The sequence below is a fragment of the Formosa sejongensis genome (assembly GCF_033447105.1).
GTDB lineage: Bacteria > Bacteroidota > Bacteroidia > Flavobacteriales > Flavobacteriaceae > Formosa.
In genome coordinates this window covers 248,639-266,589 of sequence record NZ_JAWQUN010000004.1, presented here as the reverse complement: position 1 = coordinate 266,589, position 17,951 = coordinate 248,639, and the positions used below count along the sequence as shown (strand labels likewise).

At 32.7% G+C, this 17,951-nt stretch carries 19 protein-coding genes; 9 read left to right on the top strand and 10 right to left on the bottom strand.

Annotation, left to right across the window (positions count from 1 at the left end; all coding sequences use genetic code 11):
- Positions 1–202 precede the first annotated feature (202 nt).
- The 4 genes from R6X41_RS06935 to R6X41_RS19760 all read left to right on the top strand — a co-directional run bounded on the left by R6X41_RS06935 (position 203) and on the right by R6X41_RS19760 (position 3,067).
- On the top strand, positions 203–811 hold the full coding sequence (locus R6X41_RS06935) for a hypothetical protein (RefSeq protein ID WP_318498720.1): 609 nt from the start codon (positions 203–205) through the stop codon (positions 809–811).
- A 29-nt stretch (positions 812–840) separates the two neighbouring features.
- A complete protein-coding gene (locus R6X41_RS06930) occupies positions 841–1,137 on the top strand; it encodes a winged helix-turn-helix domain-containing protein (protein WP_318498718.1) in 297 nt (98 codons plus the stop codon).
- A 77-nt stretch (positions 1,138–1,214) separates the two neighbouring features.
- Positions 1,215–2,594 (top strand): cell envelope integrity protein CreD, encoded by a 1,380-nt coding sequence (gene creD, locus R6X41_RS06925; RefSeq protein WP_318498717.1) that lies wholly within the window; start codon positions 1,215–1,217, stop codon positions 2,592–2,594.
- A 149-nt stretch (positions 2,595–2,743) separates the two neighbouring features.
- Entirely contained in the window at positions 2,744–3,067 is a 324-nt protein-coding gene (locus R6X41_RS19760; protein WP_412176258.1) for a ribosomal maturation YjgA family protein, read from the top strand.
- Positions 3,068–3,106: 39 nt separating this feature from the next.
- Here the strand turns inward: R6X41_RS19760 and R6X41_RS06915 are convergent, their stop codons facing one another.
- On the bottom strand, positions 3,107–3,577 hold the full coding sequence (locus tag R6X41_RS06915) for a nucleoside deaminase (protein WP_318498714.1): 471 nt from the start codon (positions 3,575–3,577) through the stop codon (positions 3,107–3,109).
- Between the two features lie 429 nt (positions 3,578–4,006).
- On the opposite strand from R6X41_RS06915, the gene R6X41_RS06910 reads away from it, so the two are divergent.
- A complete protein-coding gene (locus tag R6X41_RS06910) occupies positions 4,007–4,525 on the top strand; it encodes a lipid-binding SYLF domain-containing protein (protein ID WP_318498712.1) in 519 nt (172 codons plus the stop codon).
- A gap of 148 nt (positions 4,526–4,673) precedes the next feature.
- On the opposite strand, the gene R6X41_RS06905 is transcribed toward R6X41_RS06910, so the two are convergent.
- The 3 genes from R6X41_RS06905 to R6X41_RS06895 form a co-directional block, all read right to left on the bottom strand.
- Positions 4,674–6,182: an SLC13 family permease gene (locus R6X41_RS06905; protein ID WP_318498710.1), complete on the bottom strand. Its 1,509-nt coding sequence runs from the start codon at positions 6,180–6,182 to the stop codon at positions 4,674–4,676.
- Positions 6,183–6,405: 223 nt separating this feature from the next.
- Positions 6,406–7,599 (bottom strand): acyl-CoA dehydrogenase family protein, encoded by a 1,194-nt coding sequence (locus R6X41_RS06900; RefSeq protein ID WP_318498708.1) that lies wholly within the window; start codon positions 7,597–7,599, stop codon positions 6,406–6,408.
- Between the two features lie 158 nt (positions 7,600–7,757).
- Positions 7,758–7,937, bottom strand: a complete 180-nt coding sequence (locus tag R6X41_RS06895; protein WP_318498707.1) for an adenylosuccinate synthetase — start codon at positions 7,935–7,937, stop codon at positions 7,758–7,760.
- Between the two features lie 273 nt (positions 7,938–8,210).
- Between R6X41_RS06895 and R6X41_RS06890 the strand changes: the two genes are divergently transcribed.
- The gene (locus tag R6X41_RS06890) at positions 8,211–9,608 is read left to right on the top strand and encodes an NAD-dependent succinate-semialdehyde dehydrogenase (protein ID WP_318498705.1); all 1,398 of its coding nucleotides are present in this window, start codon (positions 8,211–8,213) and stop codon (positions 9,606–9,608) included.
- Between the two features lie 393 nt (positions 9,609–10,001).
- On the opposite strand, the gene R6X41_RS06885 is transcribed toward R6X41_RS06890, so the two are convergent.
- The 6 genes from R6X41_RS06885 to R6X41_RS06860 all read right to left on the bottom strand — a co-directional run bounded on the left by R6X41_RS06885 (position 10,002) and on the right by R6X41_RS06860 (position 15,467).
- Positions 10,002–10,508, bottom strand: coding sequence for a peroxiredoxin-like family protein (locus tag R6X41_RS06885; protein WP_318498703.1), 507 nt, complete (start codon positions 10,506–10,508; stop codon positions 10,002–10,004).
- Positions 10,509–10,518: 10 nt separating this feature from the next.
- Complete coding sequence (locus R6X41_RS06880) at positions 10,519–11,193, bottom strand: SDR family oxidoreductase (protein ID WP_318498701.1); 675 nt, start codon at positions 11,191–11,193, stop codon at positions 10,519–10,521.
- A gap of 213 nt (positions 11,194–11,406) precedes the next feature.
- The gene (locus tag R6X41_RS06875) at positions 11,407–12,957 is read right to left on the bottom strand and encodes an SDR family oxidoreductase (RefSeq protein ID WP_318498699.1); all 1,551 of its coding nucleotides are present in this window, start codon (positions 12,955–12,957) and stop codon (positions 11,407–11,409) included.
- A 167-nt stretch (positions 12,958–13,124) separates the two neighbouring features.
- Entirely contained in the window at positions 13,125–13,952 is an 828-nt protein-coding gene (locus tag R6X41_RS06870; RefSeq protein ID WP_318498697.1) for an FKBP-type peptidyl-prolyl cis-trans isomerase, read from the bottom strand.
- A gap of 104 nt (positions 13,953–14,056) precedes the next feature.
- The gene (locus tag R6X41_RS06865) at positions 14,057–14,500 is read right to left on the bottom strand and encodes an FKBP-type peptidyl-prolyl cis-trans isomerase (RefSeq protein ID WP_318498695.1); all 444 of its coding nucleotides are present in this window, start codon (positions 14,498–14,500) and stop codon (positions 14,057–14,059) included.
- Positions 14,501–14,630: 130 nt separating this feature from the next.
- Complete coding sequence (locus R6X41_RS06860; protein WP_318498693.1) at positions 14,631–15,467, bottom strand: FKBP-type peptidyl-prolyl cis-trans isomerase; 837 nt, start codon at positions 15,465–15,467, stop codon at positions 14,631–14,633.
- 117 nt (positions 15,468–15,584) lie between these two features.
- Between R6X41_RS06860 and R6X41_RS06855 the strand changes: the two genes are divergently transcribed.
- The 3 genes from R6X41_RS06855 (at position 15,585) to R6X41_RS06845 (ending at position 17,824) form a co-directional block, all read left to right on the top strand.
- Positions 15,585–16,484: an EamA family transporter gene (locus R6X41_RS06855; protein WP_318498692.1), complete on the top strand. Its 900-nt coding sequence runs from the start codon at positions 15,585–15,587 to the stop codon at positions 16,482–16,484.
- A 96-nt stretch (positions 16,485–16,580) separates the two neighbouring features.
- Positions 16,581–16,979, top strand: coding sequence for a transposase (locus tag R6X41_RS06850; RefSeq protein WP_318498690.1), 399 nt, complete (start codon positions 16,581–16,583; stop codon positions 16,977–16,979).
- A gap of 8 nt (positions 16,980–16,987) precedes the next feature.
- Entirely contained in the window at positions 16,988–17,824 is an 837-nt protein-coding gene (locus R6X41_RS06845) for an IS3 family transposase (RefSeq protein WP_318498689.1), read from the top strand.
- Positions 17,825–17,951: the final 127 nt, after the last annotated feature.

Here is a 17,951-nt window from a genome sequence, read left to right as displayed (position 1 = left end):
TTGGTTGATGCAATAGTCTATTGAAAACACAGACCTTTTTAACGTCGTATTAAAATTGAAAAGATGAACTCTGCACTTTTAAAACCTTATTACTCCTTTATTTATTGTGAATCAATGCTTTGGACAATATTTAAATACTTTCAAAATTTAGTTGTACAATACATTTATATTTATTTACTTTGCGATTCAAAGTTCTTTACACATGAGCACAGAAAAGTATTTAAACGACATTTCGGAAATTAAAAGCTTAATGACAAAATCGTCACGATTTATTTCATTGAGTGGTATATCGGGTATTATAGCAGGTATTTATGCTTTAATTGGTGCAGGTTACGCCTATTGGTTAGTACACTCTTTTTCTTATGGCACATTGATGTTAGATGGAAAAGTCTTTAGATTGGTTTTATTAGACCTACTTATTGTATTGGTATTAAGTGTAGGAACTTCTATTTTCTTAACCACAAAAAGAGCGAATAAAAACAAAGAGTCTTACTGGAACACAACGACTAAAAATTTGTTAGCGAGTTTCTTAATTCCACTTGTTGCAGGAGGTTTATACATCTTAATAATTTTAAGTCAAGGAAAATACGGTCAATCTGGTGGCTTAATGCTTATTTTTTATGGTTTAGCGTTATACAATGCCTCTAAACATACTTTAGGTTATATAAAATATTTAGGTTTAATAGAAATTAGTCTAGGCTTAACTAGTGCATTCTTTCCCGGATTAGGGTTTTGGTTTTGGGTGATTGGTTTTGGGTTTATGCATATTATTTATGGTATTTTGATGTACTATAAATACGAAAGAAAATAAGTGCCATTTTATAAAGTAATCGACTGATTTTGAAAAACATTATTTTAAACATAAATAAGACTTTAGATCATAGAATTCGACTAGGAATTATGTCGGTTTTAATGGTAAACGACTATGCCGATTTTAAAACGCTTAAAGAATTATTAGGCTGTACTGATGGTAACTTGGCTAGCCATGCAAAAGCTTTAGAAAAAGAAGAATTTATTACCGTTGAAAAACAATTTATTGGAAGAAAACCAAACACGAGATATCTTGCTACTCCCCTAGGAAAAGAAGAGTTTAAGAAGCATATTAATGCCTTAGAAAAGCTAATTAAAAACACTTAGCTTTTTTTATTTACCTATTTACTTTGAATTTCAAAGTTCTTTTAAAAATATAAACATTAAAATTTAAAACTATAAAAATGGAAAAACAAAATCAGCAACCGAGTAGAATTGGAAAATGGGTAAAGACTTCGATTACCGCAAGAATGTTAATGGTGGGACTATTAACATCTATACTACTCATTCCGCTTTCGTTTATAAAAAGTCTAATCCATGAGAGAATGGATAGACAAGAAGAGGTTGTTAATGAAATTAATCAAAAATGGGGAAATGAAGTTTTATTATATGGTCCCATTTTGAAGGTGCCTTATAGAATACATCATATCAAAGAAATTTATGATGAAACCACTAAAAAGAGTAAAAAGGAAAGCTACGCCTCTACGGATTACGCCTATTTTTTTCCGAATAAACTAGACATTACATCAACCATAAATCCGGAAGAAAAACAACGAGGCATTTATAAAACAGCTGTATATAAAAGTAATATTGATCTTGCGGGTAGTTTTACTAAACCTGATTTTAGTGAACAAGATATTAAAGACGAAGACATTTTATGGGATAAGGCAAAATTGATTATCGAAACCTCTAATTTAAAAGGAGTTAACAGTTTAGTTGAAATTACATTTAATGAAAGTAAATACACGTTAGAATCTAAATATCAGGAAGAAAACACTGGTTATTTAGACGATATAAGATTACATAAATTAGAAAGTAAATCGCTAAAAGAAACAGATTTACCCATTAAAAATGATGTAAGTTTTAATCTGAACATAAATATAAACGGAAGTAAACAAATACGTTTTATTCCTGTTGGGAAAGAAACCAATGTAAATATTCAGTCTGATTGGAAAACAGCTAATTTTTTAGGGGAATATTTACCTCAGAATTCTGATAAAATATCTACCGATGGTTTTAATGCCAAATGGAAAGTATTAGATATAAACCGTCCATTTTCTCAGGAATCTTTTAACGGACTTCCAGATTTGAAACCATATGCTTTTGGGGTTAATTTTATGATTCCTGTAGACGAATATCAGAAAAGTGAACGCTCTGCGAAATATGGCTTTTTAGTGATTGGATTAACCTTTTTAATCTTCTTTTTAATACAAACTATGAGCAAAATTAATATTCATCCCTTTCAGTATTTAATGATTGGTATTGCATTAACCATGTTTTATACCTTACTGATTTCTATTTCGGAACATAGTAGTTATTTAAAAGCGTATGTAATTGCTGGTGCATCTGTTATTGTACTGATTACGCTGTATTCTAAATCCATTTTAAAGAATATAAAATTCCCACTGTTTATTGGGCTTTCACTAACCATATTATACACTTTTATATTTGTAATTATACAGTTAGAGAGCTACGCTTTATTAGTTGGGAGTATTGGTTTGTTTGTCATTTTAGCTGCTGTTATGTACGCATCAAGAAAAATAGATTGGCAAAACGGAGAATAATAGTCACAAAAAAAGTATCAAGTTTTTATAAGGCTTGATACTTTTTTAATTGTTTTAAATCTAGATCTCAAAGCACTAAAAAGACGCTAATGGCATTCAACCTTAAATATTTTATCGCATTTGTATGACTACTTTGTACAGAACTATTAATTGCTACAACTTCCGGATTTATCCGTCATACATTTGGAGATTTTTTAGCTATAATAGGCGTTTACGTTTTAGTAAAATCTGTATTCCATATTGAACCTATAACAGTAGGCATTGGAGTTTTAGTATTTTCTTTTATGATTGAAACCCTACAACTCACTCCTTTTTTAGAAGTAATCGGTTTATCTGAAAACAGAATGGCTCGCATTGTTTTTGGAAACACCTTTAGTTTTGGCGACTTAATTGCATACACCTTAGGCGTACTTTTTATAATTAGAATTGATCTTGCATTTCTAAAAATATTAAAAATGAATCTCAATTACTAAAACCCAAGAAAGTCTCTAAATAAAACATAAGGTATTAGCTTAATACAGCGTTTTATCTCCTTTTTTACTCCATTCCTGGAAAGGCGCTAAAGCAATTTCGCGAGCTAATTGCTGAAAAGGAATACTTCGTTTTTCGTAAGGCAACGGAATTTCTTTGTATATAAATGCATCATCAAAACCAATATTCGCAGCATCTTCCTGATTACTTCCATAATACACTTTATCTGGGCGCGCCCAATAAATAGCACCTAAACACATAGGGCAAGGTTCGCATGATGTGTAAATTTCGCAACCATCTAATTGAAACGTATTTAGGTTTTTACAAGCATCTCGAATCGCTGTAACTTCTGCATGAGCAGTTGGATCGTTGGTAGATGTAACTTTATTATTTCCACGTCCAATAATTTTTCCGTCTTTAACAACTACACAACCAAACGGTCCACCCTCATTGTTATTCATTCCTTTTAAAGCCGCATTCACAGCTTCCTGCATAAATTTTTCTTTGCCCATCTTAACTCTTATTTTTTCTGAAAAATACAAATCATTAGAAATATTATAACTTAAAACTGATCTTTTATTTTAATAAGATAGATGAATTATTAATCATTTAAAAAGCTATTCTAATATAATACTCTACTTCTCTCCGATTAGCCTCACATAACACATGCTATTATGCAGGAAATCTTTGTAATTCGGTAGAGCAAAATGTTTACAGAAAAAACACTTTACCGGATTTAATCTATCAAATCTTTAAAATTAAGCACACACTTCTATTATTAGTTTCTTAATAAGAGCTCGTAATTGTCAATAAAAACATAATTTTGAACACTAAAACAATGTTTTAAACCTTAAATAATTATAAATTAGCTCTTTCAACCTCATTTATAATTAAAATGAAGCTTGTAAAAAAACAATTATTAATTAACTAACTAAAATATAATGAAAACAAAATTCACGTTTACAGTGCTATTATTAATAGCGATTTCTTTTACTTCTTATGCACAAAAGAATGTTTCGGATAAATCTGCCGAAGCCATTAAAGAATTTAAAAAAACAAATGAAAAGATTGATAAGTATTTCTCAAGTGCCTATGGTTACGCTGTATTTCCTTCGATTGGAAAAGGAGGATTAGGTATTGGCGGAGCAACAGGTAACGGAACTATTTATAAAGGAGGTGCTATTGTAGGAGATTGTAAAATGTCTCAGCTTACAATTGGATTTCAGGCTGGAGGACAATCATATTCTGAAATCATATTTTTTGAAAGTAAAGAATCTTTCGAACGCTTTACTGGAGATAAATTTGAATTTTCGGCACAAGCAACAGCAGTTGCTTTAAAATCTGGCGCCTCATTTGATGTAGATTATAGAGATGGTATATTGATTTTTACTGTAGCAAAAGGTGGCTTAATGTATGAAGCTTCTGTTGGTGGACAAAAATTTAAAACTAAAATGAGATAGAGTATTTTCATTTAACATAAAAAACCTGTTTTATTCGCTTGGAATAAGACAGGTTTTTTTATTTCTATTAAAAATCATCTCGCATTAAAATCAATCAAATAAGTAGACAATCAATTCAGTACTCCAGAAGAAGGTTTGGTCTGCTTTTTTAATGTTTAATCAATTCAGCCGATTGTTCTGCCCAATCTGGAAACACACTTGGGTCGATATCGAATATAATAGTTCCCCAAAACATTGTCATTAATACAATAATAATCGTTGCAAAAATGTCTATAATTAGGCCGGTTTTTATCATTTGAATCATTTTTAATTTTCCTGTCCCAAATACAATTGCATTTGGAGGCGTTGCAATAGGTAACATAAATGCCATGGAAGCTGCCAGTGTTACAGGAATCATTATTAGCAGCGGATTAACTCTAATTTCAGATGCTAAACCAGAAACGATAGGCAGTAGCATTTCTGTAGTTGCAGTATTGGACGTAAATTCTGTAAGTATGGACATTAATGCGGTTAATGATCCTACCAAATTTATTGGAGTCATATCTCCTGTCCCACTTAAAAGTCCACCCACGTAATTAGACAATCCGGAATCGATAAACCCTTTTGCTAATGCAAAACCACCACCGAATAAAAACACAATATGCCAAGGTAGTTTCACCATAATTTTCCAACCAACTAAAGCTTCATTCTTTTTAGTAGATGGGATAATAAATAATAACATAGCTATAAAAATGGCTACGGTACCATCATTCAAAAATTTAGGATTTTCAAATATCGTACTCCACCCTGGAATGGTTATAAATCCTAAATTAAGATCCGATCGGAATACCCATAAAAGTGCTAAAGTCACAAATAATATAAATACCCGTTTTTGCTCTGCACTAACGGCTCCTAGAGCATCATATTTATCTTTAAAAAACGATTTATCTAAATTCTCAATCTCTCCTTTTGGTCGGTATGTGAAGTATAACAGGAATAACGAAAATAGAAATATCATTACCGTTATTGGAAATGCAAAAGTAATCCACTGTCCGAAAGAAATTTCCGGAGCATTCGGATAAATGATTTCAAAAATTCTTAAAAACGATAAATTAGGAGGTGTACCTACTAAAGTTGCAATTCCCCCAATAGAACAGGCATGTGCGATAGACAAAAGTAAACCAGCAGCAAACGAACTTATTTTACCTTCTCCATAGACTTCTTCCAATGCCGAAGTTACCGAAAATGCAATAGGAAGCATCATCATTGCAGTTGCCGTATTAGACATCCACATCGATAAAAACGAGGATGCCAGCATAAATCCTAACATAATACGAAACGGACTTCCACCAACAACCGATAATATTTTTAAGGCAATCCGCTTGTGAAGATCCCATTTTTCCATAGCCAAAGCCATAACAAAACCTCCGATAAATAGAAAAATAACGTAATTTATATAGGCGTCAGAAATATATTTACCATCTAAAACACCAAGGGCAGGGAATAAAATAATGGGTAGAAAAGATGTAATTCCAATGGGTAAGGCTTCTGTAACCCACCAAAAAGCCATAAGAAATGCAATAGCTGCAGTGTAGGTCACTCCGGGTTTTCCAGGCTGCAGATCGACAAAGAAAACAATGCCGAAAAAAATTAATAATCCAGCTATTATTAATTTCATATTAATAGCTGTGTTCGACTCTAAGGTTGACATAAATGAGGTAGTTTTAGTTAGTTTTTCAGCATTTCAAATACATGAATTCTCGGTAATCAGTGGTTAATTGATTATTCATGATTTTACTAGATAACTGAAAGTAAACAATATATAACAATATTAGTTTTCTTCTAACCGAACTTATATAAAATAACGATATTTTTATTACGTCTAAATCAAAAGAGAGATTTTATTTTACTCCTTTCTTCATTGCCTGAAACAATTCTTTAAACAAACCGCGAGCGATCAGTAATTTCATAATTTCATTGGTTCCTGCATAAATTCTAGCGACTCTATTGTCGGCGTACATACGCGCAATTGGATAATCCCACATATAACCATAACCGCCAAACAATTGCAGACATTCATCTATAACTTTGCCGTTCATTTCGGTTGCAGAATATTTCGCCATAGAAGCACTTTCGGCTGTCAGTTTATGTTCCACCATTAATACGATACAGCGATCTAAAAAGGATTGATTTATTTGTAGTTGTGTTGCACATTCTGCAAGTTTAAATTGTGTGTTTTGAAATCCAGCAATGGGTTTCTTAAAAGCAGTTCTTGTTGAAGTATACGCTATTGTTTTTTCTATAGCACCTTCTGCAGAACCAATTGCATTAAGTGCTACTGTTAAACGTTCTCTAGCGAGTTCGGTCATCATAATTTTAAAACCTAAACCTTCTTCTCCTAATAGATTTTCTTTGGGTACTTTTACATTATCAAAAAACAATTCGCAAGTATCTTGAGCTTTCATTCCTAATTTTTTGAAGGGAACACCTTTATTAAAACCTTCTGCAGCACTTTCCATAATTAATAAAGACACACCTTCTTTCTCTGTTCCCATATTGGTTTTTACAGCTACAATAGACATATCGCTCATATACCCATTTGTAATAAAAGTTTTCTGTCCGTTTACCAGATAATAGTCCCCTTTATCTACTGCATTTGTTGTAATGGCTTTGAGATCACTACCGCAGTTAGGTTCTGTCATACCAAGAGAAGTAATCAATTTTCCGGTAGCCATTATTGGGAGATATTTCTGCTTCTGAGCTTCTGTTCCATACTTTAAAAGATACGGCGCTACTATATCTGAATGCAAAGAAAAACCGGGTCCTGAGACACCTTCTTTTGCCAGTTCTTCAATAAACAATGCATTGAAACTAAAATCCAATCCACTTCCGCCATATTCCTCAGGCATATCTATACAAAGCAATCCCAATGCACCAGCACGTTCCCAGATTTTGCGGCTAACCATTCCGTTTTTCTCCCATGCTTCTATATGATCGAGAATTTCATTTTTTATGAAATCTCGAATCATGTGTTGCATCATTTTGTGTTCTTCTGATGCATATATTTTGCGTTCTAATAATACATTTTGTAACATACACCCTGAGATTTATTGATTAATTTATATATACGCTGTGACTCTCATTACTTTTTCCTGATGGAATAAACTTCTGAAACTTCATACCCTACATCAAAATATTATTTAAAAACTATCAATTTCAGCATCTCGAAACTTATAATACAAATTCGAAAAAACTATTCCTCTTTTTTATTTTTAGTCTTTTTCCAATAGATATATAATATAATCACAATAATCGGGATGATGATAAATACGATGATGTTGAATGGATTTGAAAAATCCACAGGAGTATTATCGTCGGGATTTTGGGAACCTAATGGTATTTGCATGAGTAAGGTATAAACTGCATTTTTCATAATTCTAGTTTTTACTTTTAAGTTACAACTTTAAAAACACCTAACAGCATAATGAAATAGAGAATATTTTATGGTTTATATATCACTAGTATTCATGATGTTTTAAAGGTTAATAATTCAATATTAAAGTAATTTATTCAAACATTTCAGGAGCTAAAGCATTTGGGTTAACATCTGTGATTTTAGAGCAAACACTAGAGTGTTTACAGTCCTACCTTTACTGTTACGAGGCTACTAGAATGTACCACGTACACACAATAAAACAATTAAATTATGGAAACTAAAACAAAAAAAGATACATTTAATACTATTAATCCAGCAACCGGAACACCTTTATCTTCATACACTTATATGACTGATGATGAAGTAAACCATAAGATTGAAAAATCTCATAACGCTTTTTTAGATTGGCGTTTTAAATCGTATGCTGAGCGAGCTAAAGTAATACAAGCAATTGGAGAGGAATTACAAAATTACAAATCGGAATTGTCTGAACTCATGACCGACGAAATGGGTAAACTATTAACTCAAAGCGGACAAGAAGTCGATACGTGTACAGCTATTTGTAATTACTGTGCGGAAAATGCTGCAACTGTTCTTAAAAATGAAGAACGCGATTTATCTAACGGCGGAAAAGGGATTATAACCTACTCGCCTATCGGAATTATTTACGGGATTCAACCCTGGAATTATCCGTCTTATCAAGTGATTCGTTATGCGATTACTAACTTAATGTCTGGGAATAGTATTTTACTAAAACACGCCTCGAATGTTACGGGAACAGCTAAATTATTAGAATCTATTTTTAAAGCAGCAGGATTACCTGAGGGATTATTTACTGTATTGGTAATAGACCACGAACAATCGGATGCCATTATAAAACATAAATTAGTCCGTGGAGTTACCTTGACGGGAAGCCCAAAAGCAGGAAAAAGTATAGGCGAAAAAGCAGGCGCACAATTAAAAAAATCGGTTTTAGAATTAGGAAGTAATGATGCTTATTTAATTCTTGAAGATGCCGATATCGCAAATGCAATTGAACAATCTGTTAATGGTAGAATATATAATAATGGTGAAACCTGTATTGCTGCCAAACGATTTATCGCAGTCGAATCTGTGTACGATAAATTTAAAGATGGATTTGTAAAGGCTATGTCTGAATTGAAACTAGGAAACCCAAAAGATGAGCATACAGATTTAGGACCAATGGCAAGAAAAGATTTACGTGAAAAATTACACGATCAGCTTACTGAAAGTGTAAATAAAGGCGCAAAAGTATTATGCGGTGGTAAACCAAAATCTGGTGAGGGCTATTTTTATCCAGCAACCGTTTTAGAAAATGTAAAACCAGGACAACCTGCCTATGACGATGAACTTTTTGGACCTGTAGCTGCCCTTATAAAAGCAAAAGATGAAGACGATGCTATGCGTATTGCAAATGATAGTCGTTTTGGACTGGGTGGTGGAATCTTTTCAAAAGATATAGATCGCGCTATTAAATTAGCCGAAAAACACTTTGATACCGGAATGGTTTTTATAAATACTTTCGGACTTGCAGATCCACAAATGCCTTTTGGAGGCGTAAAAGATTCAGGATTTGGAAGAGAACATGGTGGTTTTGGAATGAAAGAGTTTGTGAATATAAAATCTATTGTTATTCAAAATTCTTAATGCATTTATGCATATCCATATTAACTGGTAAGTAGTTATTATTAACAGTTTGAGCGGAGTCGAAAATATTATATAAAATCTTCGACGCCGCTCGATTTGACACTTAGATTAATTAATACGTTACATCTTTGCATATAGCAGACTTTCAATATACTTATTAATGTTTTAAACAATTGCATCCTAAACGATTCCTCTCTTTTTCTATAAAAGTTGAATTTTGTTTTTTTGGTTTGCCTAACTAAAATTTATCGTGAAATTTGAAGTGAAAGTACCGTGAAATTTAAAGCTATTTGAGCTAAACGAATGTAAATAATTGTTTTTTAAACTAATAAATCCCCTAAACCATAATGTTTTAGGGGATTTTCATATTTAAATACTAGACACTTAATAGTTCTAAGCTTCACCTCGAGCTGGGTAATCTTTATCGATTACAAAATCTAAAGATTTTAGCAAGTCTTCAATACCTGGCCTTGTAAATGGCATAGTCTGAATTGATGATGCGTAAAGCGTTCTATCTGGACGAATTAAGTATAATCCCGGTTCAACAAATTCTTTAGGTTCTTCTTTAATGCCTTTAGAAATATATAATCCCCATTTTCTAGCCTCTTCAATACCAAAATTATATCCTACTGGTACATTTGGAATTTCCCATTCCTTTACAGACTCTGTTGCAAGTTCCTTGGTATTTGCACTAATAGCAATTACATTAACGCCTTTATCTGCAAAATCTTTTATGTGTTTATTAATGGTTTTTAAATATTTTTTACAAACCGGACAGTGCTTACCTCTATACACTACAATCATTGTAAAGTGTTTTGGATTTTGCTCACTAAGCGTCCATGTTTTTCCATTTACTAAATCTATTGTTAAATCTGGTGTTTCTGTTCTTGGTTTAATCATAATAAGAATTTTAAGAATTAAAAATATGTGATGTTTTTATATGTGATGTTTGACTGTGTTCTAAATTTTCAAAGGCATCTCCAATAGCTGTTTCACCCTGAATGATTTCAAACGTAGCTTTCGGAGCGGTTTTGTCGTAAAGTGCATTTACCAAAGTTTCAGCCACATCATCGCGACTAATCTCACCACGTTTACCTAAAGATTTTGCTAATTCAATTTTCCCTTTCCCTTTGTTATCATTAAGTGTTCCTGGTCTAACAATGGTGAAATTTAATTCTGAATCTTTTAAAAACTCATCGGCTTGATGCTTGGCTTTTAAATAGTCTTGAAGCTCATCGCTTTGTTCTGGTTTGTCTGCGCCCATAGAGCTCAACATTACAAATTTCTTGACATTAGCTTTTCCTGAAGCACTTATCATTTTCTTTGCACCATCTCGATCTACTGCTTGTACGTTTTTACCACCTGAACCAGCAGCAAAAATCACTCTGTCTATATCAATTATAGCATGCGACACCTCTTTTTCTAAATCACCATAGATAGTTTTAACATCCTCTTCCTCAAATTTTAGACGTTGAGATTCACTTCGAACCATAGCAATAGGCTCGAAATGTTGAGATGATTTTAATATGTTTACTATTTTATATCCTGTGGAACCTGAAGCGCCAACAACTAATACCTTTTCCATTTGTTCTAAGTTTTGTTACAATATCGCTCTTAACTAGAGAACACATTGACTTGAAAACATAAAAAACTAACGCAATACAAAGACACCCATTTTCAATGCTTTATAAGTGTGTTATATCTGTTGAAAAATATATTTTAGAAACACATAATTACGATATGAAAAATATAAATGAAACCTGAAATACATTCAGGTATATGAAGATTTATTATTAGCCTACCACTCTATTGGTCTGTAATCTTTAAGGAATTTACCACACCAATGCTTCCCAGTATTAATACCATCTAATAATGGATCCATAACACGCGCAGCGCCATCTACGATATCTAATGGGGGTTGAAAATCGTAAACATCTTGTTTCATTTTCGCGAGTTCGGCAGGATCTTCATCTGTTACCCAACCAGTATCTACCGCGTTCATGAAAATACCATATTTGGCCAATTCTCCAGAAGCCGTATGCGTTAACATGTTTAAAGCGGCTTTTGCCATATTGGTATGCGGGTGACGAGATTCTTTAAACACACGGTGGAATTTCCCTTCCATAGCCGTCACATTTATAATGTGTTTCTGTCCTGTGTTTTCCTTTTTCATTAGTTCGGACAAGCGATTACACAACACAAAAGGTGCAACAGAATTCACTAATTGCACTTCTATCATTTCTGTGGTTTCTATGGCACCCAATTTTAATCGCCAGCTGTTTGTTTTTCGTAAATCTACTTGTTGTAAATCGGCATCCAATTCCCCTTCAGGGAACACCTCTTCTGCAACTAATGAATTATCGAAACTATACGGAATTTGAGATAGTTTAGCTGAAGCTCTCAATCCGATTCCTGGTTCTGGACCATGCCAAGTAACAGGCATATTTTTATTAGATGAAGCGCCTGAAGTCAATGATTTTAATTCGTTCAAACAACTTGTATGATCTGATAATAGATCTTGAACAGCTTTAGGCAACGTTTCTATTGGCTGTTCTTCTTTACCCATTAGATGCGCATAAAAACCAGAAGGACGTCTTACGGTTTGCGCCGCATTATTAATTAATATATCTAATCGATCATATTTTTGTTCTATATAATTACAGAAAATCTCTACACTAGGAATATGTCTTAAATCTAAACCGTGAATATGTAAACGGTCTTTCCATTCGAAGAAATCATCTTCTTTGGCGAACCGAATCGCAGAATCTACTGGAAAACGTGTTGTCGCCACAACCGTAGCGCCTCCACGTAGCAACATTAGCGTAATATGATATCCAATTTTTAATCGCGACCCTGTAATTATCGCTACTTGTCCGTTTACATCGGCAGTTTGAAAGCGTTTAGCATAGTTAAAATCGCCACAATCGGTACACATCGTATCGTAAAAATGATGCATTTTAGTAAATGATTCTTTACAGACGTAACAATTTCTAGGGGTTTCTAATTCTATTGTTTCTTTGTTCTCTATAGCCGCAGCAGCCAATAATTTAGGCGCCATAAAAATAGGCGTTTCCCGAGCATTCCGAATACCGGTCACTTTTCGAGCTACACGATCTTGTACTTCTTTTTTACGCTTCGCATTTTTCTTAGCATCCTTTTTCCGACGTTTAAATTCCTCCCGACTGGGTCTAGAAAATTGCCCTGTAGCTTTAATTAAAGCGATTCTTTTGTTCTTTGGAATATCGAAAATCAGGTTGGTATCTGCATTTAAATGTTCTAAAACAAACAAGCATTCATCTATTTGTTTTTGACTCAACACTTCTACTTCACCTTGGCGCTTTGCTTGCATAAAAAAAAATTTAAGATGCAAATATACTTTATATTCTCTGATTACTGATAGAAGTAATAATGGCTATCCTAATCTTTACTAAATATTACTTGCAATCGAATTATTTACAAACAAAAAAGCCCAACTTTTAATATTGAGCTTTACTGTATAATTAAACTTAGATTTAATTAATTCACGGCGAGTAAATCTACATCATAAATTAAAACGGAACCTCCTATATAGTCTATATAATTAAAGGGACCATAGCTTAAAGCTGAAGGTATTAATAACGTACCACTACCACCCTCTTTAAATTTTTGAAGCCCTTCTTTTAAACCTAAAATAGTCAAGTTTAATTCATACGTCACACCTTCTGCAGGACTTTCTTTATAAATCGTCCCATCTGTATAATATGCTGTATATACAAAAGTTACTTTTGAAGTATTCGTTGGTCTTTCTCCAGTGCCTTCTTCATCAATTACATAATATAACCCCGTTTCTGAGGCATTAGCAATTAAACTGTTGTCTTCAATATAATTTAAAATGTCTTGATTATTTTCTGCTTCTAAATCAATGATTTCAAAATTATAAACAATAACAGAACCTCCTGGAATACTGTTAGTATCATAACTTCCGTAAGCCAAATGGGCAGGAATAATTAGTGTGCCACGACCTCCAACATTAAAATGTTGTAATCCTTCAATCCATCCTTCAATTTCAAATTTCAAACTATAAGCAGAACCAAATGCATCTTTTTCTAATAATTTTCCATCTGTATAAGTCGCTTTATAACGAACAGAAATTTGAGAGTCTGCAAAAATCGGTTCTCCATCACCAACTTCATCAATAACATAATACAAACCGCTATCTGATCGGGTAGCTTCTAAATTATTAGCTGACATATAGTTTAAAATTTCTTGTTCGTTTTCTGCTGTATAATCCTCTTTGGTAACAGTATCATCTGATTCGCAAGACACAAATAATACTATAAAAAATGTGAATAGTATTGATTTCATAAATTTACTTTTTAGGGTGATTATATTATTTAATTCCGTAAAAAAAATGCAATCACTAAAGATAAGCCTGATTACTTTTTATTAAACGGATACGTCTTTAAATTTTATTGTGCTTCTAATAAACTCACTTCAAAAATAAGTACTGAACCTCCTGGAATACCTGAATGATTACTACTCCCATAACCTAAAGACGATGGAATTAGCAAGATACCGCTTCCGCCTTCATTAAATAATTGAATACCTTCGGTCCAACCTTTAATAACTTGATTTAAAGAAAAAGAAATACCATCGTTACTTTGGTCGAATACTTTGCCATCGGTAAAATACCCCTTGTACGCTACGGTAACTTTAGAAGAACTTGTTGCTCGTTTTCCTGTACCTTGTTCTTCAATAACATAATATAAACCAGAATCTGTTCGCGTAGCGTCTAAATTATTAGTGGCGATATAATCTTTAATTTCTTGCTCATTTTTAACTTTATAATCTACTTTCTCTGAATTACAAGAAACAAAGAGAACAACAAAAAGAGCTAAGTATACTGATTTCATATTATGAATTTTTTATAGTAACAAAAATAGAAAAATGAAGGTATAACACATGGTTTAACATGAGATATTTCTACTAAAAAAGCCCATCTTAAAAAGATGGGCTTTTACTATACTATATTTTTTATAAAATTTAATTTACAGAAATTAATTCGACATCGAAAATAAGAACAGCTCCTCCAGGAATAGCACCAGCGATACCATACTTACCATAAGCCAAAGCCGATGGTATTAATAATTTACCACTTCCGCCTTCATTAAATAATTGTAAACCTTCTGTCCACCCCTCAATAACACTATCTAAATAAAAAGATACCTCTGTTGTACTTTCATCAAAAACCTCTCCATCTGTATAATAACCTTTATAATTTACTGTTACTTGAGATGTTCCTGTTGGTTTTTCTCCGGTTCCTTGTTCGTCTATCACATAATACAATCCTGAATCTGTAGACTGCGCATCTAAATTATTATCGTCAATATAATCTATAATTTCTTGTTTGTTTTCTGCATCATAATCCACAACCTCTATATCGTAAATAACAACAGATCCTCCAGGAATCACACTATAATCATTACTACCATATGCTAAGTGCGCCGGAATTATAAGTATCCCACGTCCGCCTTCATTAAAAAGCTGAAGTCCTTCTTTCCATCCTTCTATCAGATTTTGCAAATTATCCGTAAAACCTGTATCCTGGTTTTCACCGAAAACCTCTCCGTTAGTAAAATAGCCTTTAAATTTTACTGTAACATCTGAAGTCGCTGTAATCTCACTCCCTTCACCCTGATCATCAATCACATAATATAAACCTGAATCCGTACGTGTTGCATCCAGATTATTATTTGCTATATACGATAAAATTTCTTGTTCGTTTTCTACGGTGTAGTCTATATACTCTGTTGAGATATCATCATTTGAATCACAAGAGACGAAAAACACGACTAATAAGGCAATATAAATTGATTTCATATGTATTTTTTTATGGCGACAAATTTATGTATTTCAGGCTGTTGTAGTTTGTAAATAAATGTTAAAATAAAAGGTTTAAAAAGATGAAAAAATCCTTAAAAAACTATATTTGCGCCCATGTGGATGTATTTAGGCCTCTTATCGGCTGTATTTTTAGGATTACATAATTTATGTAAAAAACATGCGGTACAAGGGAATGAAGTTTTTCCAGTACTTTTAGGAACCATATCGTCTGGTTTTTTGGTTTTACTTCCCTTCTATTTGGGATCGCAATTTGCTTCAGATTACACCAAATCTTTAGGGTTTTTTGTTGAAAATATTCCGTGGGAAAAACACGGATTTATTTTTATAAAATCGGCTATTATGGCGGGATCTTGGGTTTTGGCATATCAAGCTTTAAAACATTTACCAATAACAATTGTTACACCTATTCGCTCGGCTGGACCCTTTTTTACATTTATAGGTGCCATTTTTATATACCAAGAACGTCCGAATCCGTTGCAATGGATTGGTTTTTTTCTGATTATTGGGTCGGTCATTCTCTATTCTAAAATTGGTAAAAAAGAAGGCATAGTATTTTCAAAAAACAAATGGATATTCGCAATTATAGCCGCGACGTTTTTAGGTGCTTCTAGCGGACTATACGACAAGTTTTTAATTCAGAGTTTATCACTGAATCCGCAAACACTTCAATTCTGGTTTTGTTTATATACCGTTTTAATTTTACTGGTTATCATGTCGGTAATCTGGTTTCCGAAAAAGGAAAAACGAAACGCATTTAAATGGCGTTGGTCTATACCAGCAGTTGGTATTTTATTACAAACAGCCGATTATTTTTACTTTAAAGCCTTACAAGATCCTGAAGCATTAATTATGTTGCTTTCTGCGATTAAAAGAAGTCAGATAATAATTGCTGTTGTAATTGGTGGACTTATTTTTAAAGAGCAAAACAAGCGTAAAAAATTAGTGCCATTAGCGGGAATTATGTTAGGGGTGTTCTTTATATTATATTCTTAGAATTCATAAAAAGTAAGATTAAAGAATAGAGAACTGAGAAAAGAGATTTGTGTATGTCCCTGATATAGGTTGACCACTTAAAACAAGTGATTACCTATGAAAGCAAATATTAAACAGCTTAAAAAACGACGTATTTATTCAGAAGAATTTAAACGCGAATTGGTTAAAGATTTTGAGTCGGGACAATTTAGTGTTCCTCAGTTAGAAAAATTACACGGAATTAGCAACTCAACAATCTACAATTGGATCTATAAATTTTCTAACTTTAATGAAAAAGGGGCAAGAGTTGTGGAGATGAAAGACAGTAGTAAGCAAAAAATGGAAATTTTAGAAGCTCGTCTTAAAGAGCTTGAGGCTATTGTTGGTCGCAAACAAATTAAGATTGATTACTTAGAGAAAATGATTGATCTCGCTCAAGATGAATTTAATATTGAAATCAAAAAAAACTCCAACACTCCACAATCAGCTGGTTCAAAATCAACAAAACAAAAGTAAGTTTTAGCATGAATCAGTTATATCAAGTTGTCGGTATTAGTAAGCAAGCTGTTTACCAATATGCGAACAGACAGGCCTTATTTACCGATCAATTATCTCAATTAATTTTGGAGGCTGATGATCTGCGTTTAGATCACCCTGGTTGTGGAGTAGAGAAAATGTATCAAATTTTAAATCCTAGTTTTATTGGTCGAGATCGATTTATAGAAACCATGATGTCTCTGGGTTATAGATTAAAAAAGAAGAGAAATTACAAACGTACTACCATAAGTTCAAAGAAGTATTATCCTAACTTAATTAAAGGCTTAGAGATAAACAAACCAAGCGGTGTATGGCAATCAGATATTACCTATTTGCCATTAAAAGAAAAACACTATTATGCTGTTTTTATAATTGATGTTTATACAAAAAAGATAGTTGGTCATCAGGTATCAGATAACATGCGAGCAGAAGCAAACATGAAAGCTTTAAACATGGCTTTAAAAACTAATAAGCCTCCAGAAATACATCATTCAGATAGAGGTAGCCAATATACGTACTCTAGGTATATAGAACGTTTAAAGAATGTAAACGCAAAAATAAGTATGTCCTTAAGCGGTTTAGACAATGCTTATGCTGAACGTATAAACAGAACCATAAAAGAAGAGTATTTAAATTATTGGAAACCACAGACATTTTATCAATTAAAACGATGTGTAAAAAAGGCGGTAGATAATTATAATTCTAAAAGAACTCACAAAAATTTACCTAAAATGAGTCCTAGAACTTTTGAAAAATACTGGTATAACTTAGAGCCAGAAAACAGACCTAAAATGAGTATATTTAACAATGAAATAATTAATTAAAAACGGGCAACTCTATTTAGGGAAATACATTGATTTTTAGTAACTGATGCACTTAGGAGAATTGAATATAATTAAGAAACCACTTAAAATTAGAGTTTAAAATAATTATGATTTAAGTTATTAACCC